We start from the raw sequence: 23,092 nt of genomic DNA, 5'->3' as shown, positions 1-23,092 counted from the left end.
ATGATGATAATATTAGAAAATGAGCCGACATTAGTCCCTGTAGATTTTAACCCTTTTGATCAGGATCAATTTATAGAAAAGATAATATCGATTAACACTTCCCAATCCGAAATATTAATGTCGTGCCTCATTGGTGGAGAGCAGGCAAACTTGGCCTATAATGAGTCTATTTCCATTTCACTTACGGGTGGTTTAGCAATTGATTATCTTAAAAAAGCTTTCCTACACGTGGTAGAAAGGCATGAATCTTTACGGAGCATAATTAGCGGCGATGGAGAGAAATTAATCGTTTATCAAAATCTTTCATGGAATCCCGTCTACAACGATTTATCAAGCCAAGAACCAGAGATTCAGCAACATAACTTAAATCAGTTCATTGCCAAAGAAATGGCCTTGCCATTTGATTTACAAGCCGGTCCACTTTTTCGTGTTTTCATCAATAAACTTGGGGAAGAAAAACATTTGATAACCTTAATTATTCATCACATTATCTGCGATGGATGGTCTATGGGAATTATTCTAGAGGAAGTTAGTAAACTTTACACATCTTACTGCCGCGGCCAACAAGCCTTATTGCCCGAGCCATTTCAAATGAGCAGGTACGCCTTAGAGCAAGATAAATTTCTTAAGAGTGAGGCTTTTTCAGCTACTGCCGATTTCTGGTTAAAAACTTACGCTGGGGAGATCCCCGAGATGAATTTACCTACAGACTTTGTTAGCGCTAATGAACGGACCTATAAATCAAATCGGATAGATCAGTTGCTAAGTAAGGAGTTGGTTGATGATTTAAGGAAGTTTGGGGCAAAGCTGGGCTGCAGCTTGGTAACCACCATGTTGGGTTTATTTGAGGTGCTCATTTATAAAAAAACCAGGCAAAAGGAAATAATTATTGGTCTTCCATCGGCAGGCCAATCTGTTACCGAGGCCTTTAACGCCGTGGGGCATTGCGTTAATATCCTGCCACTTATTAGTAGCGTTAATCCATCAACCCCTTTAAATGATTACTTGAGGAAACGAAAAGAATCCTTAATGGAAGTTTATGAGCACCAACAATATAGTTTTAGCCAGTTGGTAAGCGCTCTAAAACTTAAAAGAGACAATTCTCGGATTCCACTTGTACCTGTAGTATTCAATATCGATATGGGTATGGATAGCGCTGTAATATTCGACGACCTGCAACATCAAATTATTTCGAATGCCAGAGTTGCAGAAACTTTCGAACTTTTTGTAAACGCTACAGATACAAGCGAAGGATTAACACTGGAATGGAATTTTAATACCCAACTTTTCTCTTCAAAATCTATTGAGAAAATGATCATTGATCTGGAAGTGATACTCACAACTTTTATAACAGATCCAAGTACTAAGATTTGTGATGCAATTGCAATCGGATCGAAAAAATCGATAGTGAAGGGTGAGGCATTAACGAATAGCAAATCTTTTCTAGATTTATTATCGGCATCAACGCTTCTTCATCAGCAACGTGTAGCCATAACATTTAAGCAGAAACACCTAACCTATAACATGCTTAAGGCAAACTCAGATGCATTTGCCTCAGTATTGTTGAACAAGGGAATAAAGAAGGGCGATATCATAGCCATCGCAGTAGACCGTTCAGCGGAAATGCTGGTTGGTATTATTGGAATATTGAAAACAGGCGCAGCTTATTTACCCATTGATTTAGCTTTGCCAGAAGATCGAATCAAGTTTATGTTACAAGATTCTGGTGCAACGTTACTTTTACACAGCGCCGCAAATGAGTTTGACCTAAATCCAGAGATCGAAATTTTGGCCTTGAATGAGGTTATTTTTCAAACGATATATCAAGAAAATACCTCCCAGCCAGTCGAAACCAGCTTGGAAGATGCCGCTTATGTATTGTATACTTCAGGTTCAACAGGAAATCCAAAGGGTGTAAAAATCAGTCACCAAAATTTGGCTAATCTTTTACTCAGTACACAAAAAATGCCGGGCATCTCTGTATCCGATCGATTGCTGGCCATTACCACAATCTCCTTTGATATCGCCATTTTAGAACTTTTTCTACCGCTTATCGTGGGTGCGGAGGTTGTAATAGCCGAATCAGAAGTTGTAAAAGATGGTCGATTAATCAATCAGGCACTTAAGGAACAAGGAATAACCCTGCTTCAGGGAACACCATCAACTTTGGCAATGATTCTAGATTGCGGGATGGAAAAAATGGATCAGCTCAAGGTTATTGTTGGAGGCGAACAACTAAACCTAGCGCTCGCAAGGCGAATATTGGCCACTGGCGCCAAGCTTTGGAATATGTATGGCCCAACCGAAACAACAATATATTCAATCGGAAAACAAATTCTTGCGACTGATGAGTTAATTACCATTGGCAAGCCAATTCACAGTACCGAAGTACAGATTAATGATCAATTTGGGCAACCAGTAGAAATAGGTGAAATAGGAGAAATCTGCATCAGCGGTAAAGGTGTAGGTTTTGGTTACTTAAATAATGAAAAGCTTAGCAACGAGAAATTTATAAACCGAGGCTACCCACTAAGTTCTACGCTTTACAAAACCGGGGACTTGGGCAAAATGCTCGAAGACGGAGAAATCCAATGCCTTGGCCGATTGGATGATCAGGTTAAAATTAGGGGGCATAGGATAGAACTTGGCGAAATAGAATCAGTTTTGGCTAATCAGCTAGAAATTAGCAAGGCAATAGTGATGCAACGAGAAGATGCTGGAAGAGAAAAATATTTGGTTGCCTACATTATACTTACCGATCAGTTTTTAGCCGAAATTAAAACCCCTTTGGAAGACCTTTTCGATATACCATCAAATAGCGAAAAAATCGGGGCAATTGAACTGGTTAAGCTACCACGGGAATATATCGACAATGTTAAGAAGAATCTAGCAAAATTGCTTCCAAGTTATATGGTGCCAGATCATATTGTCGCCTTGAAAGCATTCCCAAAAATGCCTAATGGAAAGATTGATAAAAAATTCTTGCCCATTCCGTTGATTGGGGAACTTAATCCACCTAAAAATTATCGGCTTAAAACAACAACCGAGGCGATGTTAACCGAAATCTGGTCAGATTGCCTTGGCGTAAAAACAATAGGTATTAATGATGATTTCTTCGATTTAGGTGGAAACTCGATTATGGCAGTTAGAATGATGGTCGCATTGGAGAAAAAGATCGGCATCCGGCTTCCTTTAACCACGCTCCTAACCAATCCAACGCTCGAAAAGCTGGCGAGCGTGCTAAATGCAAATCAAGAAACTAAAAGGTCGACAACGGTTTTGCCCATTCGCCAACAAGGAAACAAAACCCCTATTTACCTTATTCATGGAAGTGGTTTAAATGTTTTATTGTTCAAATCCATTATTCCTTTCCTTGATGATGATCAACCGGTTTATGGCATTCAGGCTTTAGGTCTAGATCAGTGGGAAGAAATTCCGAACAGCATCGAAGAAATTGCCTCACGCTATATTGATGAAATATTAGAAACCAATCCCCATGGACCCTATAACATTGTAGGCTACTCCCTAGGCGGTTTCATTGCATTTGAAATTGCTCGGCAGCTGCAAAATATGGGTAAAACCATTGATACCTTGGGCGTTGTAGATACCGATACTGGTAGAAATGTGTTAGCAGAGGATACGAATAATAACCTGGGCTACTTCCTAAAAAGACAGTTTAAAAAAGTTCCCTTTATTGCACAGTCCTTTAAAAAAGCACCCGTGGATACATTGAAATATCAACTTAAAACGACCAAGAACCGAATATTTAGTTTATTTAATGCTGAAGATGGCTTTGAATGGGCGTTAATGACAGCACAAGAAAAGGAAATTTACAAAAAGTATGATCATGCCTATGAGAACTACTTTTTGAAACCATCTGATTTGAAAGTAACCTTGTATCGGGTAACGGAAAGGCTTTATTATCTCGATGATTTAGAGCATTTAGGATGGGACAGGTTTGCTAAAAAGGGCGTCGAAGTATATGAAATTCCAGGAGATCATGCCACATTTCTATTAGCACCAAACAACGAAAAATTTGCAAAAATTCTACAAGCAAGCTTAAATGATTAACCAAGCAATCGAGCCAAAGTTAATGGAAAGCCCAATGTGGGTAGATTGGAAAAAAATTTCTTCGATAGGCGGACTAAACTCGAAAGAATGCCATTTGTTTAAGGTACATGTGGCAAACTATTATCAAAAAATTGACAATCAATATCAATATATCTTGAGTGAGGAGGAGTTAATTCAATCGCAAAAATTTTTAAAGCATAACGATAAAAAACGTTTCATCGCCACCCGACATTCCATACGCCATATCGTTTCCGCATTTACAGCAACGGTTCCGGCCAGTATAGAATTTAACAAAACGGCCAACAAAAAGCCAACCGTACAAGGTTTAGCCTTTAACATTAGCCATAGCCACAACTGCATTTTAATTGGCATAAGTAAATTGCCCATTGGCCTCGATGTAGAATTTATGAATGGAGCTTTTGATTATGCGCCACTCATTCCAGTATGTTTTGATGAAAGCGAGGCAGAGACCATATCGGGCTCAAAAAATAAAATGGAAATGTTTTACAGATTCTGGACTAGGAAAGAAGCCATTCTGAAAGCAACTGGTGAGGGATTAATTGACGATTTGTTAAGCATTAATTGTGAGGATAAAACAATTATAAGAAATACCAAGCGCTACTACTTGGAAAGTGGCAGCATTAATAAAGAATATATTTTTAGTCTGGCCACTACAGATAGTGATGTTAGGCTTAAATTTTGGAACTATCAACCCGACTAACATGAGCATACAAGCTGTAGAAAAAAGATCCTCAATATCATATCAGGAATTTATAGAAGAACACTTAAAAAAGGGCATACCTGTGGTATTTAAAAATGCATCGAGTGCATGGCCGAAAAAAAGCTTTGATCCTGCATTTTTTGAGCAGAATTTTGGCGATAGAACGATAAATTTTGAGGGCAGAACATATAACATTAAGGAAATTCTTGAGTTAATAAAAAACAGCACGCCTGAAAATCCAGCTCCATATCCCATCTCTTTCGAGTTGCCAGAAGACTTGCCCGACTTCTTGGAACACATTAATCCAATTCACATGAATTATGCCACACCAAATTGGTTTCAATCAGACATTTTTCCGTATGGCAAATTTGGGAAGAACATCAATTTGTTCTTTGGTGGTCAAGGAAATCAATATTCATTACATAAGGATTTTTACCACACCAATGCATGGATTACGCAATTGCATGGGAAGAAAAAATTTGTTTTATTTCCAGGCGATCAAGATGAGTTTTTATATGCAGGTAAAAATGGGTATTCAAATTTTCTTTCCCCGGTAAACATCATGAAACCCGACTATGAGAAATATCCAAAATTTAGGCATGCAAAAGCGCTTGAAGTGATATTATCGCCAGGAGAGACACTTTTTATACCAAATGGAATATGGCACACAACAGTTGCCGAGGAGGCAAATATATCCTTAATATTCGATCAACTCAACCGCTCCAATTATGGTGCGTGGAGAAAGGATATGTTCCACATTAAAAGGAATGAAAACCTTGGTAAGGCAGTTTTAAATTATGGCTTTGCAGTTGCCGCAGGAACAACCTGCAGATTGAAAGAATATTTCAAATCCTAATAATGAAGTATCAAGCTACCAGCATCTTAATATCATGAGAAGTAAGCTGTTCGCAGTAAATTGGTATTAAAGGGCTATGGGCATAGAGGTGCTTATCCTGTAATTTCGTTAAGTAAATTTAAGGCTCATTTAGGCTTTACAAACAACACTTTCATATAAAATTTGTGTTAAAAAAATAGCTGAAATTGAAATGAGCATAATAAGATAATTAGCATTGATGTCCCGACCTGAATTACAAAACAAGAACATACTATACATTGGTGTAAAATTCTACTACTATCATTTACAATTGATAGAAAAGCTAGAAAAAAACTATGGTGGAAACGTTACTTATTTCCCTGAGAGAGATACCAGTATAAAATATGGAATTGTAAATCGCTTGCTACCATCGCACCTAGAGGCTTATCAGGAAAAACACTATAAAAAGATTTTAAAACAGATTAGCAATAAAAAATTCGACTACTTTTTAGTAATTCGGGGGTTTAAAATGCCGCTGTGGTTTGTTAAAACAGTTAAGGAACTAAATCCAGGCATTAAGGCAATTAATTTTCAATGGGATTCTAATACCAATAGCCCATTTTTAAATCTGAACGATGACTACAATATCTTACCAGAGTTTGATGTAAAGCTATCGTTTGATTATCAGGATGTACAAAACCATCCAGAAATACAATATAGCCCAACATTTTACACTGATGAAATTAAGGCAATGGGCGAAAAAACGGCAAGTAAGGATTTTGAATACGACCTTTTTTACTTTGGCTCCTATCTTCCCGAAAGATACAAGGGCTTGTTGGATTTTATTGAGTTTGCAAAGGTTAATAACTATTCACTCAAAATGCATTTTTATATGCCTATCCGATATTATATCATTGAAAGATTAAAAGGTGTGGATATCGATTGGAAGTTAATAAAGCTAAGCACAATGTCGAGGGGCCAATACATTGCAAATCTGGAAAAATCCAAAACCATTATAGATGTTAGTAACACCAAACAATCGGGATTGGCGATGAGGGTACTTGATGCACTGGGATCAGGAAAAAAAGTAATAACAACAAATAAATGGGTAGCTAGTGATCCTGTTTTTGATGCCAGCCAAATTGCGATAATCAACTTAAATAAAATCGAAGTACCAATAAATTTCATTGAAGACAACACCAAATTTGCACCCAAAAATGGCTTTACAATGGACAACTGGATAGAGAGAGTATTTATCGAGAGTTTCGAAAAAATGAAAAACTAAACCCAAATATTCAGATAAAAAAATCGCCACCGTTATGGTGACTACAAAAAGGCTGTCAAATTTCCACCACATGAAACTCATTAGCAAATTTAAGAATATACATTTTCTCTCTTTAATGGGAACTGGTGGTATGTCTGTGCTCACATTTCTGCTTACGGCAATTCTCTACCGTTCGCTTTCCATTAGAGATATAGGAATTTGGTTTTTCTTTCAAGCCATGCTTTCCTTTCTGGATACATTTAGACAGGGGTTTTTATCTACGGCATTTGTAAAATTCTATTCAGGATCATCTTTAGAGAGGTGCCAAGAGATTATTGGATCTACATGGTTTATTGCCAGCACCACAACAGGCATACTCTTGCTCTTAAATATTCCATTATTGGTAATTGTTCATTTCGTGGGCGATGAAAGTTTAGAATATTTTTCAAGATACTATTCGTTAAATTTATTGGCATCGCTACCGATGATTGTTACAATGTGCATAGCACAGGGCGATTTAAAATTTGGGCGACTGCTCTACATAAGGCTATTTCAAGTGAGTTTCCTTATTTTCTCCTTGGCATTTCTAATTTTTACAAAGCAGGCCAACTTAAATAATCTAATGTTCGCAAATATTGCTGCTGGTGCCATTACGAGTATTTTGTGTATGGCATTGGGATGGTCGGGAATACGCCTTTTAGCAAAAAGAACCAAAAGCTGCATTAAAGAGCTTTTCGATTTTGGCAAGTACACAGTGGGCACTTCCATTAGTTCTAGTTTATTTGGCGTAACCGATACTTTTGTGATCAATTTTATGCTTGGTCCATCATCATTGGCGGTGTATAATCTTGGTAGGAGGCTAATGGAAGTTGTTGAAATTCCATTGCGAAGTTTTGTTGCCACCGCCATGCCATCGCTTTCGAGCGCATATAATAAGGGCGATAAAAACAATTTAATAACCATTATGCACAAGTATATTGGAATAATTACCATCTGCCTTATTCCCTTTCTAATTGGAACTTACATATTTGCCGGTTTTGCGTTAGGCATAATTGGCGGAGGAAAATATAGCGGCACAGAAGCCGGGAATATTGCTGTAAATATTTTTCGCATTAGCGCAACTATTGCATTACTTTCCCCTGCCGATCGCTTTATGAGCGTAACTTTAGATGCCATCCACAAGCCACAAATTAATCTTTATAAGGTAATTATTATGGTAATAATCAATGTTATAACAGATTTCGCTGGTATATATTTCTTTGGCAATATATACGGCCTAGTGGTTGGTACATTTTTTCCAACGCTAGTTGCAATTTTAATATCCTATTATCATATCAGTAAAGGCTACCAGACCTTTTCCATTTTCGACAGTTATTTAGTGAGCTTTAGAGAAATTAAAAGACTGGTTCTTAATGGATTTAAATGGTCTAAAACAACATAATGCACAAAGAATTCTTCAACACATGAAAACGATCTTAAAAGCCCCAAGTTGGGTAAATAATTATCATCTCGATTATAAAAGTATTGATGAAGTTCCATCTTCTTTCTTTGCTGAGGTTAATATAAAATTGAATGCATTACAAAATAAGGCGCCATTAGTAACCATATTAATTGCGGCCTGGAATGAAGAATTGAACATCATTCGAAATATTGCCAGTCTAGCTGATCTCAATACAAAATACCCAATTGAGATTATTGTGGTAAATAATAACTCTACCGATAGAACGCAACAAACTTTAGATAAACTAAACGTAACCAATTATTTCCAAAAAATACAGGGCTGTGGGCCAGCGAGACAATTGGGAATGGAACGGGCGAAAGGTAAATACATTTTATTGGCCGATGCAGACTGCGTTTATCCACCTATATGGGTAGATGAAATGATGGCTGAACTTACAAAACCTAATGTAGCCTGTGTATACGGTAGATATTCTTTTATCCCTGAAGCAGGATTTCCACGCTGGAAACTTTATCTATTGGAAAAACTAAAAGACGTTGCTGCAGAACTAAGACAACTTAAGCGGCCCTATTTAAATGCTTATGGAATTAGTATGGGTTACGTAAAAGAATTTGGATTGAAAGCTGGCTATATTATGCATAATACCAGGGGTGATGATGGTAGATTATGTTTCGACTTGATGCAGTTTGGCAAAATAATGCCAGTAAGATCAAACGAGGCAAGGGTTTGGACTGCTCCAAGAACACTACAACGCGATGGAAGCTTTACTACTGCACTTTTTTCAAGATTAAAACTAGAATTTGGCAACGTAATTAGCCTATTTACGCCACATCCATCTCACGATACCAAAACCAGTAAAAACGAATAACTGCCAAAAGCTAAGCCATGACTTCCTATAATTTTCCTGATATTTCTTTACTCGTTACGCATTACAATCGACCTGAATCTTTAGAAAACCTCTTGAGCACTTTTCGAAAGATGGGATGCACCTTTGGAGAAATTATTGTTTCTGATGATTGTAGCAAGCCTATTTATCAGCAACAATTAAAAAACATGAGCTTGGCGTATGATTTTCAGTTGGTGGGAGGCGAAACAAATCAAGGACTTGGCAATAATATTAATAAAGGGCAGGCCATCGTTACTAAACCATTTACGCTTTACATTCAAGAAGACTTCGAACCCAGCAACCTATTTCCAGAAAAGCTCTATAACGGCTTAAAATGCATGTTAAACAATCCGGCCTTGGATATAGTAAAATATTACGCCTATTATCCTTATCCGTATTTAAAGCCTTACAATCAGGATTTCGATGAAATGTATATTCCGACATTGGCTTTGGATTACGATAAGATCTATTTTTATACGGATCACCCACACCTGAGACGATCTACTTTTGCAGAGAAGTTTGGTAAGTATCCCGTAGGTTTAAAAGGCGATACAACTGAATATAAAATGTGTATTTCGTTTATCCAAAATAAAGGCAAAGGATTATTCTATAAGGATTATCAAAACCTAATATTGCAAAAAAACTCAGCCGAGGAACCCAGTACAATGACTAGAACAAACTGGAAGCAAAGGCCGAATGTATTTGTAAAAGTAATTAGAGACACGTACAGACAGTTAAAGTATAATTATGATATTTTAACCATGAAACCCTTAAGCTAATTAATCTACCTTTCTATTCGCCGATTTTAACTGGAACCTCATTTCGATGTGTTTATAAGTCCAGCTTGCCACGATATAAATAACAATAAAGTTTATAATAAACAAAAAGGAATAAGCAGTAGTTGGCAATTTCAACAGCCTGATAAATATTACGTTAAACAAACTAATGAATAAGGTATGTACCATATAAATGGAGTAAGAAAACTTACCCAGGTTTTTTAATGGCTTTACACCTGTAAGCCATTGCGACAACAAGCCTTTCTCGAATGAAAAAACCATAATCGAGAGAAAGAAAATGGCCTCGTAAATTGCTCCAAATTCTTTAAACTGCCTTCCATTAATTATGGCCATAATAATAATGCCCACCATAATAACTTCAGCTATCGTAAAATAGGTAGACTTAAGCACACTCAGTTTTGTGTAGGAAGCACTAAAACAATAGAAGCAAAAGGCACCTAAGAAAAAGCCAATCATTCCCCTTAAAAAACCAAAATCATAAGTATAATCTAGCTTGATGTTATTGGTAAATACATATAATAGCAAAAAGGCGACTAAGGCTATAACCACGTAAGTAATCGGTTTTAATAAGTTCTTATTTTTAAGACTTAAGTAGAAACACGTGATGGAGAAAACAACATAACTTATAAGCTCTGCACTTATAGACCAGCTAACCATATTCCAACCGATATCATGAACGCCCGGTAATTTTATAGAATTGATGAGGAAAAGTGAGGAAAAAAAAGTGATAATGGAATTATCTAACGAGTTATTGATTTGAACATGATTTTGTAAAACAAGTTTTATCCCCTCAATACCTAAAAAAGCAAGGAGCATAATGAGGTGTAATGGATACAAACGCATCAATCTTTTTTTAAGGAACAGCTTAAGGTTAGCCGTACTATCGATTTGTTGATAAGAGTAACAGATTACAAAACCACTTAAAACGAAAAAGAAATCGACAAACATATCGCTATTGCGTATAAAATCGTTATTTAAAATTGGTGTATCAGAAAACGCACTCATGTGATAAAACACAACCAAGCTTGCGAAAATCCCCCTAAACATATCCAACACCAAAAACCTATGTTTCATTCTTCTATAATATTTTAAAGCACGTTTTGATCAATCAGATCAAGTATAGTTTCATCTACTTCAACATCAAATTTTCGTGCAAATAATTTGTCTGACTTTAAAATTTTATCATAGTCTCCAGCCTTAAATATTATTGGATTTGGAAGATCATCCTGCCAAGTAATTAGCCTTAAATTATCATTTACCACACTGTCTTTGTGAATAGAATTCATAATTAATGTTGCCATTAAAAATTCATCGGCAGCCCAGGTATATTTCATAAATCGCATTAATTTGGCATTATTTTTAACAAAATTGCTAAGGTAAATTGCGCTAGCGCTAGAAATAGACCACCAGCTAGAAACACAAGTGCCGTAGAGCTTAACCTTTAAGGGAAATTTCCTTTTAGGAAGTACAGAGTTTACCAATCGTTGCAACAAATATCTACCCTTAAAGCTAAAATCGGTGAAATGATAGGTTTCATACCTCGATTTTGCATGCGCCCACCAAGCTTCGCCATTTTCCATATCGTAAGACATAAAGCTTTTACCAATATTATCTTCGAAGAATTTAGCAATTTCTGGCATTGGCTTTATTGGATAGTCTTGAGCACTTAGGAGATTATAAAAATCATAACGAATTCCATTGTTCAAAACCGCTGTTAACGATTCGAACACGGCCCGTACAAATTGGAACCCACCCCAATTACAAACCGTTCTTTTCTGGATAAAGTTAACCCTTGGCAAATCTTTAAGAAACAGGAACGGCGCCATGTCTATTTTTTTATCTAAGTGGATATAAAAATCAAAATCAGGGTGGTCCATTGCTAAAATCATACGCTCCACCTGCCTCGGGTTTTTGTATGCCATAATGATATTAGCAATTCTCATAAAGATTTTTTAAACTTTTTGATTAATTGATACATTAAATCTACTGAGTTTGTCCATGTGTGCGACCTTGCAAATGTGCGTCTGTTATCGTTCAAGACCTTGCTGTCCTCGCTTAAAAGGCTAGCAATTCCAGAAACATAATCGTCCTTACCATCTGCTAAAAAAACGTGATCCTTAAAAGCCTCCATAGCTTCTGTTTTGGTAGCGATAGTAGGCTTACCAAGCGCCAAATACTCATCAATCTTCCTTGGATAATTTCCTATCGTTAGATCATTTAAAAGCTGCGGATTAAAACAAACATCGAATGCATCAATATAATTGGGTAGCGCATCTACAGGTTTTGCCCCAAGAAAATGCACATTGGGTAAGGTATGCAGTACACTCTTTTTAAATAAATCATCTTCAGGCCCAACTAAAACAATATTCCAATCTGGTTTGGCTAAGGCGATATGTTCAATAATATCGATATCCAACCTGGCTGATGTTAAAACTCCAATGTAGCCTATACGTGGTTTTTGAATATGCTCAAGTTCCTTTTCAACAGAATAATTTGCAGGCTCATCGAAAAGGCTAAAATCACAACCTTGCCCAACATTGTAGGCGTTTATATTGTATTTTTTGCAGTAATTTTCCAAGTAACCAGAATTGGTAAAGCATAAGTCGCTCTGGGCAATAATTTTTGGCTCCATTACCGATCCATGCTTTTTATAATATGAGGTGGCCAACATATTATCTCGAGAATAGTAAACGCTTATTTTTGGGTTTAATAACTTTTTTAGATGAAAACTTCGGAGCATATCACTATCGTTAAACAGCATATCACTCTTAAAATGAATTTGATCAACGGCTTTTTTAATTGAGGCAAAAAATCGCTCGTTATTAATTTTGTTTAAATAATTATAGACCTTCCCAACGGGTAGCCAATTAATCGATTCTATTAAACAATCAGGATCTAGGACATAAAGATTTTTCTCAACCATTACAAAGCCATTCGTAGCGCCTGAAATTACAGCTAAACGTTTCTGGATACGCTGTTCATTTTTTCCCCTCCATTTGCTAATTCGATCTAACGGGGGATTAACATATATAACCCGATTCTTTTTAGAGAATTCTAAGGCAATATTTTTACAATTGCTTCCAATTTCTGTGTCCCACCCCTGCTGACCGACAATTATAATGTCTTGATTTTCCAAAATGATTAGAATTAACTGTTTTGTGTATTAATAATATGCTTTGTTGCTACAGATCTCTTGTTCGCACCTTTTGCATGGATTAAGGAAACCACCTGAAAGAAAATGAATTTTGGAATATTGATAAGTGATTTATAAATCTTGGGATCGGTTGGCTGCCTTACCAAGGAAATTGCAAAGCCAATTACAAAGCTCAACAGGCCCATTATCCAAAATAAATAAACTGAAGAGCCTATTATCAAACTAATGCCCAAAAAAAGTACAGATAAGATAAGAAAGATAAACAGTGGTGGCCTGATCACAATTAAGCCAAATAATGATTGATTAATATTGCCTTTCTTAATGCCCTGAGCAAGGATATCTAGCCCAAATTTAGAAAATCGAAACCAGGTATTTATCCATCTCGATCGCTGATTAACAAGTTGTGCAGCATTGGTGGTTTTTTCATCGTACACAATGGCTTTTTTAGCGAAAGCAATTCGCTTTCCAGCCAAAAGAATCTTTGCTTGCACAACCTTATCGAACCCAGCACCCGAATACGCTAAATCAGTTATGCAGGCTTGGTACAGGTTGGTTTTAAAAGCCATACCCGATCCGGCTAATGTAGCTGAAGATCCTAATTTAAACAGTATCTCTCCATCATAATAATGGTAGTACAAATCTCTAGCAGCATCTAAACAAGCAAATGTAGTGTTTAGGTTTTTTGCTTTCCTTAATCCTTGAACCGCTTCAAATCCATTATCGAAAAAAACATTTAGCTCGTTGATATATTCTGGATCAGTTAAATTATCGCTATCGATAATGGTAATAATATCGTGCGGACGGATGAAATTTTCTATAGCATATTGATGAGATTTAATATTGCTTGCTAGCACGGTTTCTGGCTTCAACAAGATTACCTTATCATCATCAAAAAACAAATTACTGGTATCGCACTTATCTGCAACCAAGTAAATAATATAGTTGCTATAATTTAATTTTAGTAAAGATGCAATTACCTGTGGCAACAATCCAGTTTGCTCATAGGCCGTAACCACAATGGCATAATCATATTTTGGCTGATTTCCAGTAGACAAGTAAGCGTTTTTGAAAAACCCTGAAATAACGGCCATTAATAATGGCAAAACCAAGTTATATCCAATTAGCAATTGAATAATTAGCCAGCATATATTAAGGATATCAGAAATCATTGGCTTGTTCTTGTGATTGTTTATAATGTTTTATCGCCTTAAAAAAAGCAATTACAAAACAGATTAGACCAGGTAAAATAAAGTATTCGAATGGCATGTTGTTAGTTTAAGGATGGGTTTTTAATCCTAATTATGTTTTTCTTTTGTGCTTCCAACTTTGGCCCTAGGTATATAAACACCCACGAGAGATAAACTACAATTGCTGTAGGCATGGTATTTAGCACTTCATTACCATAACTACAAAATAAAATGCCAGCAAAACCAGCGGTTAATGCAATGAGTTTTATTCGAAGTTCGCGATCCTGAATAGACCAGGTAATGCCGCAGCACTTACCTAAAATAAACATCATAATCGAAAACCAAATTGTTAAACCTACTACCCCATACATCGCCCATATCTTAACAAAAAGGCTATCTGGTGGTACAGTTGAAAGGTAAGTGCCCGAATTGTAAAGCAACCCGTTGTAACCTAATGATCCAAGGCCACCACCGAATGGCATGGTTTCCATAAACGCACTTAAGTTTTGTTGGTTAATCAACCTCACGTTTAGTGATGCATCCTCTGGGTTTAATGCGGTTCTCAATCGGTAGATTTGATAATTCTGATCGCCTATGTGCGTGAACTTTAAAATTCCAAGAAATGATATGGCCAATAGGCTCCCCAATACAATAGTGGTTATATTCTTGCTCAAAATAATGGCAACAATTCCACCTGCTATTAACGCAAAAAGAGCTCCTCTTGTTCCCGAGATAAGCATACCATAAATGCACAATCCCGCACAAGCAAGCATTAGTATTCTTTTTAGGCCAGACATTTTTCCGAAAGCGAGTATAAGGGCAATTAAACCTACCTGAGCCTGAGAGGCCCCAAACTGACCAGCATCTGTATAAAATGAAAATACCCTTAACCTACCCCACAATAAATGGGTAGAGGCATTCGCCTCCAAAAAAGCCGCTTCGCCCTTTGTTAATCCAAAAAATAATTGCTTAATCCCATTTAAGGCTGCCAGAACAGATAATCCGATAATAATCATTAAGAAAAGATCTAAATCCTTTTGTGTTTTAAAGATTAAAAAGCCAAGCCATACCATAACAAAAGGATATAAAGCTATGCTTCTCAATTCGGCAATCCAACCAAGAACACTTGCCGCAGGATTGATAACCTCCAGTATACTTACTACCAACCAAATCAGCACGCAAAAGAAAAGATCGTTATTAATGATTTTCCAATCGAACTTTGGGGTAATAATAATTACCGCAATAATGGTTATGATAATTAATCCCTCTACAAAAAGGCCATAAGGGATGCCGCCAACCTCACGGAATAAAATACCATATAAAAAACAATAGAGTAATAAAACGATAAATATGCTTCTCTGCATTTCTTAAGCCTTTTTTTCGGTTAGGTTGCTGTGCTTGTTTGGTTAAACACCCATCCCGCAAAGTTTTCTTGCTGCTGTATATATTCTACAAGCTTATGCTGATCACTTGAAATTTTATTGCCCGATTTAAATACTGTAATACTTTTATCGGTAAAAAGCAACCACTCCTTAGCCAAGTTAAGATCTTGCAAACTATTGATATCAATGATGATATTATCGAATTCATTCTTTAAAATTTCGAAACCACTTTTAAGGTTATGGAAGCTTTGTGATTCTAGCAAAGAGTTTTTTGCCGCATTCTTGGTCATCACAGTAATTAAATCCTCTGTCTGCAATTTTCTCTTTACTATAAAATTTTGGAAACTTTGATTAACCGAAATTTGTTTACTATTTGTCTCCACTAAAGGTAAATTATCTGCAATAAGGAGTGTTTTTCTACCAACCATAGCAAAAGAATAAGCAAGGCTATAGGCCAATTGTGTTTTCCCATCATTTGGTTCCAAACTGGTTATACCTAAAATTTGGTCATCGTCATGGTCTAGCTGTTTAAGTAACTCAAACCTACAAGATCGAATATCATTTCTATACTGCTCTAGTGCTAAATCACCACCATTCTCTTTCCAAATTACGCTGGGATTACGTTCGTTGGTGTTAATTTTGCAAACACTTGCAATTACGTTCGATTTGGTAAGCTTACGCAATCGGTCTGCATCCTTTATCGTTTCATCTAATAAAACCAATAAAAATAATGCGCCAAGGCAGAGTGCAATACTTACAAAGCCGGCCCCTGCTACATAAAGAACCTTTTTTGATGGCTGAGGGTTTCCTGGCAAACCTGCTTGCTCAATCTTAAGGTGTAAACCTAAGCTTTGGCTGGTTTTACTTTGGTTATAACGATCAAGCGCAGCCATATAATCCTTTGTCGCAATATCGGCGTCACGCTCATAATTCTGAATATCCGCATCAAAAGGTACCATCCCAGCATATCTTCCTCTCAAGGTACTTAGTTCAGTATCAATAGATTTTATCCCGCTTTTGGCTTGTTGTAGCGCTATTTCCAAATCAAGTTTCTGCTGTACAAGACTTTGCTTTGATGTTCTTGGATCCAAAACATTCTCATCAGCATTAATATCACTCTTTATGGTAATTAATTTATTTAGTGAATCAATCTTGCGCTGGTCTGATGGCTTAAAACCACCATCTATAAAGGCATTATTGGCGGCTTGCAATTGTCTTTTTAAATTAACAATCTCTCTATTATCAGCTCTGCTGCTTCCATTAACGTAGGCATCGCTACCCCTTAATTTTCCAACAATTGTGTTAATGGCGCCTTGGTTTGATACGATTGTACGCAACATGTCGGCCCGCTGGCTTTCATATTTCGAAATCTCGTTATAGACAGTGGCCGATTGCTCATTTAAATTAAGTACGCCCTTAGTTCTTTTAAAAGTTGAAAGCGATTCGTTTTTCCTGTTCATTACAAGCTCCTTAGATTTAAGTAGCGAATCTAAAAGCATGGCAGAATTACTCTGGTTAGTAGAAACATCCAAACTATAAATGTTCAAAAACTCGTTCGAGAGGGTATTAACAACATAAGCCGATAGATTTGGATTCTCAGAAATAAAGCCAACCGTAATCAAATCGCTATTATTTGCATGAGAGATATCGAGTTTTTTTCTCAAAGTTTCTTCTCCATAACCCATACTTTCTGCAAGATCGTACAGTTTATAAGTTCCCTTATTATCATCAAGTGTAAGCAATGCCTTTGTTGCAAGTTTACTTTGCAATATCGAAACGATTTTTGTCTTATCTGAATCGTTTAATTTTTTTAATGGATCAGCATGATCTCTGAACGATTTTTTCGGATCAGATAAATCGTGTATCATTAAGTTATAGGTTAGAATGTTAATCATTCGTTTCCTACTAAATTTCTCAATAATATTTGCAAATTGTTGATTCACAGCGAAAAAATCAACAGTTTCGTTGCTAACTACCTTCTTTGATGGATCTAAAAGACCAGTCGATATCTGAACCTCAGATATGTATTGCTTGGCCATTTTCTTTACAAGAAAAAAGGTTATTAATACAGCAACAATTGGTATCGCAATAAAATACCATTTAAATCTCATGAACTGGGTGACTAGGGATTTCTTATCCATTACGAAAAGCTATTGATTAACTGTGGAGATTTTCTGACCGATGATTTGTTCTAGTAAATCTTTTGATTTTAAGAACAATGATTCCGTTTGAATTTGAAGACTGAAAGCTGAGGTTAACTCTATACGGGCTTGGTTATAAAGATCAAGGGTAATTTGCCCTTTTTCAAACTTGCTTCTCATGCTATCAGATATGCCTTTGCTATCTTGTGCACTTTGGGTATATATTTTTAATTTCCCCAATTGTTCGATATAGTCGTAGTATCGTTTCTTTACCTCAACAGAAAGCTCCGCATCAAAATCTTCCAGCTCCAATTGAGCAACCTTATAATCTTGCTTAGCTTTTTTAATTAAAAAAGGTTTCTGCAAAATAGTTCCAAGACTTACACTTATTCCAAATTGAAGACCATTTACATTGTAAGGGTTAACTGGATCAACAACCGATTGGCCATTAGGTCTATAAATATACGAGCCATTGAAGATATCAAAATAAGACATTTTAGCAACAGTAACACTGGTTTTAAGACTTTCTCCTTTGGTAAATTGAACCTTACGTTTAGCATAATTTAATTTTGCCAGTTCAACGTACTTCTCCAAATCGGCATAATTGATTTTAGGGATGATTGATTCTTGAGCGCTTACACTAGTAGCAATAACTAGCATTGAGAATAATAGGAAGAAATATTTCATGATATTTTTAATACTGTTTTGTAATCTAAACTTGTTCTTTTTGAATAAGTGCGGGTATGGTTTTAATGATAATTTTCATATCAAGGAAAATAGAATAATGATTCGCATAGTAATTATCTAGCTCTTTGCGTTCGCTCTCAGACATGTTCTTGTGTCCTCTTCGGCTAATTTGCCATAAACCTGTAAGGCCTGCGGGGCCGTTAAATCTTGTAGACCAACGATCTGTAGTCAGCTGCTCTGCCTCGTAAAGCGGAAGTGGCCTATTACCCACTAAAGACATATCACCAATAAATACATTAATCAATTGCGGCAATTCATCAATACTGGTTTTTCGAAGTATTTTACCAAGGCGAGTAATCCGTGGGTCGTTATTAAACTTAACAAAAGCAGATTTACCATTTTTGTTATCGCCCTCATTGGCATATTGGTTAAGGGCGGCCAAGTCATTCAACATTTTATCCGCATCGCTACGCATCGATCTGAACTTATAAAAATCGAATATTTTATAGGCTGCACCTACACGCTTGCTTTTATAGATAACTTTCCCTTTCGATTCTAACTTGATTAAAATGGCAATAACGATGAACAATGGAGAAAGCAATAACAATGCAAAACCCGAGGCAATTACATCAAATATTCTTTTGCTTACAGGCATCCGATAACGCTGCTCCATTACTCTCGGCAATTCAAGCATCCTTGGTTTTATAGATTTAAATTTTACCAAGAAGTTAATTCTGGCAAAAAAATCCTCCATCGGGAATGGATAGGCATAATAATCATTTACCTTAAGGTTTAATGATTTTTTTCTAAGCTCCTCATTACCATCAAGCCCAATGAGGATTGTGATAAGGTTTTTAAGCACAGGATGTTGCTTAATGTAGGCAACCTGTTTTAAGCTTTCATCATTACCGCCAACTTCCATTATAATTACATCTGGCAAAGTTAACAGGCTTTGCTCAGCTAAATAGGCACTTAAATTATCAGAGAAAGAAATATACCTGAAATTATTTTCAAGTTGGAGCGCTAAATTGCTGCTTAGTATAGTGCCAAAATAAGCGATCTTAATATTGGCTGTTGACTCCTCAATGGCTATTGTAGTCATTAGGCAATTAATCTGTTAATATGATTTTTTAATATTGTTGGGTTAAATGGCTTTTCCATATAGCCATCTATCTTGAACGACATCTGCTCTACCTTTTCATGAAGATTTTCTTCTCCTGATAACAACATTACAGGTGTGTTGCGATAAAATCCACTTAATTTTAGATTTTGGATAAACAAACCACCATCAAAATAAGGCATTCGAAGACTAGTAATAATTAAGTCGGGATCGTTACCTTCCTCCAGCCAACTTAACGCTTCAATTCCACTCGTCATAATGGTAAGTTTGTAATCAGACGATAGGATAAAGTGCATTAACTTAGAGAGATTCAATCCTCCATCTACCAGTAGTATATGTTTTTTCATAGTTTGCAGACCTCCATTCTTAATATTGATGTAATTCATAATTTGTTAATTATCTCTTTCAAGATTTGATCATCAAAACCACTTTCTGTATAACTTATTAGTAAGAATAAATGTGCTTTTGATTTCGATGTAAAGTTCCCGCTAAAGGCCTCAAAGGAAAATAGCCCGTTAGGGCTAATTATTTTATAACGGTATTTAATATTGCTTAAAATTCTGAATTATAGATTTTTGTGTACGCCAAATAAACTAAAATTCGATGTACAATTGAGTGATATGTGAGGCTTTTTGAGCTACCATAATTCTGAATTTAAGATGGATGAAGCAGTTCTACCCGATATCGTAACTTGAAGTGAGGTCGTATTTTTTCTTTAGGAGTACAGCAGGATTACCCACCACTACACAGTTGTTCTCTATATCTTTGGTAATAACGGCACCTGCGCCAATTACTACATTATTCCCGATGCGCACATCGCCTATAATGGTTACATTAACCCCAATATCTACATTGTTACCAATAATTGGCGATTTGCTAAAAGTGCCGTTTTCAATAATTTTATTTCCTATAGTGGTAAGCTGGCTAATGTTGCAAGAATTACCTATTACTGTCTGGCCTCCAATAACGGTTCCAAAACCATACTGAATTCGCAAGCCCTTACCAATAACAGATTTCGAACTAATTCCAATATTTAGTACCCAGCCAATAATAAATTTATAGATTAATAGATACCAAAAGAACAAAATGGATAATATCTTATTCCCTTGAATGAGAAAAGCTAACCTATAAAAAACCATTACTAGTCTCGATTTGAAATTACCCTTGTTTTCTCTCCAATCCTGAAAAATAGATACGGAATTTGGTTGTTCGCTAACACGGCCAAGCCTCATTGTAGCCAAACATTCCTTTGCGTTAATACTTAATCTTACAGCCCTCTTCTTAAACACCACTAAATTTAATTTACCCTACAAAAATAAGGGTAAAACTAGCATGGTTAAATAGCCCTTAATGATCATCTTTTCAAGAAAATTAAAGAAATTTATTATTATCAAGATTGAATTGGAATGCTAGTAGCCCTCTACAAAAACAGGCGTTTCGGTTACATCGAGTTTTAATTTACCATTAATAGTATCTACCGTTTTGTTTGCCATTTCATTGTGCCCAATTTGCAGCGCATGTACAATAGCATGCTTCATTGCGCCAAGATCAAGTGTATAACTTGCACTTCTCCCAATTTGATCAGGTACGGCAAGTACATACATTTTCTTATCCTTTAGTCGATAAACATCAACAATTGGATCCGCACTTAAGCTAACATCGTAACGGTATTCGCCCATAAGCGCATTTGCCTGAAGAAAATAATCTGCAGATGGCCGTTTAGAGAAATTGGCATTGATAAACCCTGAAGAACTATACTGAACATTACTATTTAAATTTACATCATCCAGCATGTAAAAAATGCATTTATCTATACCAGAGCGAGCATACAACAAAGCCGTTCGAAGATTCCAATCTGCCTGCGTTACAAGTGAACTTTTTTCTCCTACCGGAATTGCTCTTTGCGGAGTTTGCGAACCAACATCATAACCAGTTTCGGTAACCCAAACAGGTATATTGTTTGCCGCAGCTTTAGACATGGCTCTAAATTGTTGCGCAACAGCCCTTAGATTTGAAAGTTCTGGTGCCATACCCACACTAGCCTTACCATCGTGCTGAAAAGCATCATTGGAATATAAATGGTAGTTAATCACATCGAAACATAGATCAATAGAACCATCGGCTTTACTGCCTCGGTTCTTTCTACACCATTCAATCATTTTGGTTACAAATTCGGGGGTTGCATTGGCAATACCACCCATTACAACCAACATGTTGGGATCTGCATTTTTTACACCAACATTTTTCCCGAGTTTGCCCTTATGGCCATCGTAAAATGCAGAAAGGTTGGCAGCATATTCCTCTGCAGATTGTTGAGCATTTGCACCTTTCCACCACTTATCCCTTTCATTATCACACTCAATATAATTTACATAATCCAGACCAACCTTAACCTCGTTTTTTTTGTCTTGAGGCCATCTAACTGTGGTATCTACACTAAGCAACCCTTTGTCTACTTTTTTATTTGCGCCATATCTTGCCGCAATTTGAAAAGCAATTCTAGCTTGTTTAATATAACTTTCAGGTAATTTTCTGTCCAACCCAAAAGGTGCAGGTACATTCTCCGCATCTCGCTGTCCTTCGGGATAAGTAGCCAAAAGCCATGCGGGGCAACCTTTCAAATCGATCAGTACAAATTTATTGGCCAGTTTCATCCGCCTATAAATCTCATCGTAATCCCAGCCTCCAGAATGCGTAACGCTGTAGGTAAACTTGTTTTCTATAGATTCAATTCGCTCCCAATCTAAATAATGTCTTATCCCAGAAAATGATTTTATAACGTTAAACCTACTTTCATCAACCTGCTCATGAACATTATCTGATGCGAAATTCCATTCAAAGGCGTTTATCCCAAGGTAATCTTTAAACGTGCTATTTGTTGGCCAACCGCTGTTTAAGTTAGCTTTACCCAACTCCTCGCCATCAATATTTTTTGTTTTGCATGCAAAAAGTATAAAAATTGCTAAAAAGGAAAGAGCCGCTATCCTCTTCAAGGAATGGTTTTTCATATATGGGATTACTAGTCAAATGGTAAATCTAGACAAGATTATCTAGAAATCCATAGGTCGTCTTATTTGAATAATTGAGAATTGGAAAGCAAGATAAAAGAATAGGAGATGCAATTAAACCGCACGGCTCATAATATAAATGGTCTGCTTGTTATCCAGATGGAAAGTAAATTCCAGGGCTCCATTATTTATTCTTTTGTTTATTTTTACTACTTTACCGGTAGATTGATACTCATCAATTACCTCATCACCAATTTTGATTTTTTCTAATTTAACTACTGGCGTAGTGTATGCAACTCTTATCATAAACTTTTCATATTCTTTAAATTTCCTCATTATATTGATATAAAGGTTAGCGAGTAGTCTAGATAGGGATTTATGTCGACAAGTACCAATAGAAT

19 protein-coding genes are annotated in these 23,092 nt (G+C 36.3%); 7 read left to right on the top strand and 12 right to left on the bottom strand.

Going from position 1 to position 23,092, the window contains the following annotated elements; translation table 11 throughout:
- From EZ449_RS19590 to EZ449_RS19560, 7 genes are all read left to right on the top strand, one after another.
- The gene (locus tag EZ449_RS19590; RefSeq protein WP_131562110.1) at positions 1-4,071 is read left to right on the top strand and encodes a non-ribosomal peptide synthetase; all 4,071 of its coding nucleotides are present in this window, start codon (positions 1-3) and stop codon (positions 4,069-4,071) included.
- Positions 4,064-4,792, top strand: coding sequence for a 4'-phosphopantetheinyl transferase family protein (locus tag EZ449_RS19585; protein WP_131562108.1), 729 nt, complete (start codon positions 4,064-4,066; stop codon positions 4,790-4,792). The genes EZ449_RS19590 and EZ449_RS19585 overlap by 8 nt, the downstream gene beginning before the upstream one ends.
- 1 nt (position 4,793) lies before the next feature.
- Positions 4,794-5,648: a cupin-like domain-containing protein gene (locus tag EZ449_RS19580; RefSeq protein ID WP_165499815.1), complete on the top strand. Its 855-nt coding sequence runs from the start codon at positions 4,794-4,796 to the stop codon at positions 5,646-5,648.
- A 217-nt stretch (positions 5,649-5,865) separates the two neighbouring features.
- Positions 5,866-6,891 carry a CgeB family protein gene (locus tag EZ449_RS19575; RefSeq protein WP_131562104.1) on the top strand — a complete coding sequence of 342 codons (1,026 nt, stop codon included), beginning with the start codon at positions 5,866-5,868 and terminating at the stop codon, positions 6,889-6,891.
- A gap of 70 nt (positions 6,892-6,961) precedes the next feature.
- Entirely contained in the window at positions 6,962-8,311 is a 1,350-nt protein-coding gene (locus EZ449_RS19570; protein ID WP_165499814.1) for a lipopolysaccharide biosynthesis protein, read from the top strand.
- A 22-nt stretch (positions 8,312-8,333) separates the two neighbouring features.
- Positions 8,334-9,197 carry a glycosyltransferase family 2 protein gene (locus EZ449_RS19565; protein ID WP_131562100.1) on the top strand — a complete coding sequence of 288 codons (864 nt, stop codon included), beginning with the start codon at positions 8,334-8,336 and terminating at the stop codon, positions 9,195-9,197.
- Positions 9,198-9,214: 17 nt separating this feature from the next.
- Entirely contained in the window at positions 9,215-9,994 is a 780-nt protein-coding gene (locus EZ449_RS19560; RefSeq protein WP_131562098.1) for a glycosyltransferase, read from the top strand.
- On the opposite strand, the gene EZ449_RS19555 is transcribed toward EZ449_RS19560, so the two are convergent.
- From EZ449_RS19555 to EZ449_RS19500, 12 genes are all read right to left on the bottom strand, one after another.
- Positions 9,995-11,086, bottom strand: coding sequence for an acyltransferase family protein (locus tag EZ449_RS19555; protein WP_131562096.1), 1,092 nt, complete (start codon positions 11,084-11,086; stop codon positions 9,995-9,997). It abuts the gene before it with no gap.
- Between the two features lie 14 nt (positions 11,087-11,100).
- Positions 11,101-11,955, bottom strand: coding sequence for a beta-1,6-N-acetylglucosaminyltransferase (locus EZ449_RS19550; RefSeq protein WP_131562094.1), 855 nt, complete (start codon positions 11,953-11,955; stop codon positions 11,101-11,103).
- The gene (locus EZ449_RS19545) at positions 11,952-13,148 is read right to left on the bottom strand and encodes a glycosyltransferase (RefSeq protein ID WP_225872380.1); all 1,197 of its coding nucleotides are present in this window, start codon (positions 13,146-13,148) and stop codon (positions 11,952-11,954) included. Before EZ449_RS19545 ends, EZ449_RS19550 begins: the two co-directional genes overlap by 4 nt.
- A gap of 11 nt (positions 13,149-13,159) precedes the next feature.
- Positions 13,160-14,335, bottom strand: a complete 1,176-nt coding sequence (locus tag EZ449_RS19540) for a glycosyltransferase (protein ID WP_131562090.1) — start codon at positions 14,333-14,335, stop codon at positions 13,160-13,162.
- Between the two features lie 101 nt (positions 14,336-14,436).
- Positions 14,437-15,717: an O-antigen ligase family protein gene (locus tag EZ449_RS19535; RefSeq protein WP_131562088.1), complete on the bottom strand. Its 1,281-nt coding sequence runs from the start codon at positions 15,715-15,717 to the stop codon at positions 14,437-14,439.
- Positions 15,718-15,737: 20 nt separating this feature from the next.
- A complete protein-coding gene (locus EZ449_RS19530; RefSeq protein WP_131562086.1) occupies positions 15,738-17,876 on the bottom strand; it encodes an exopolysaccharide transport family protein in 2,139 nt (712 codons plus the stop codon).
- 9 nt (positions 17,877-17,885) lie between these two features.
- Complete coding sequence (locus tag EZ449_RS19525) at positions 17,886-18,563, bottom strand: TolC family protein (protein WP_131562084.1); 678 nt, start codon at positions 18,561-18,563, stop codon at positions 17,886-17,888.
- 25 nt (positions 18,564-18,588) lie between these two features.
- Positions 18,589-19,665: a sugar transferase gene (locus EZ449_RS19520; RefSeq protein ID WP_131562082.1), complete on the bottom strand. Its 1,077-nt coding sequence runs from the start codon at positions 19,663-19,665 to the stop codon at positions 18,589-18,591.
- Positions 19,665-20,030, bottom strand: a complete 366-nt coding sequence (locus EZ449_RS19515; RefSeq protein WP_225872379.1) for a response regulator — start codon at positions 20,028-20,030, stop codon at positions 19,665-19,667. Before EZ449_RS19515 ends, EZ449_RS19520 begins: the two co-directional genes overlap by 1 nt.
- A 327-nt stretch (positions 20,031-20,357) precedes the next feature.
- Positions 20,358-20,972, bottom strand: coding sequence for a serine acetyltransferase (locus EZ449_RS19510; protein ID WP_225872378.1), 615 nt, complete (start codon positions 20,970-20,972; stop codon positions 20,358-20,360).
- A gap of 120 nt (positions 20,973-21,092) precedes the next feature.
- Positions 21,093-22,691, bottom strand: coding sequence for a hypothetical protein (locus EZ449_RS19505; RefSeq protein ID WP_131562078.1), 1,599 nt, complete (start codon positions 22,689-22,691; stop codon positions 21,093-21,095).
- Positions 22,692-22,805: 114 nt separating this feature from the next.
- A complete protein-coding gene (locus EZ449_RS19500) occupies positions 22,806-22,997 on the bottom strand; it encodes a hypothetical protein (RefSeq protein WP_131562076.1) in 192 nt (63 codons plus the stop codon).
- Between the last annotated feature and the right edge of the window lie 95 nt (positions 22,998-23,092).

It is taken from the genome of Pedobacter frigidisoli (assembly GCF_004331675.1).
GTDB lineage: Bacteria > Bacteroidota > Bacteroidia > Sphingobacteriales > Sphingobacteriaceae > Pedobacter > Pedobacter frigidisoli.
The sequence above is the reverse complement of the archived record's forward strand: the minus strand, read 5'-3'. Positions and strand labels throughout refer to the sequence as shown.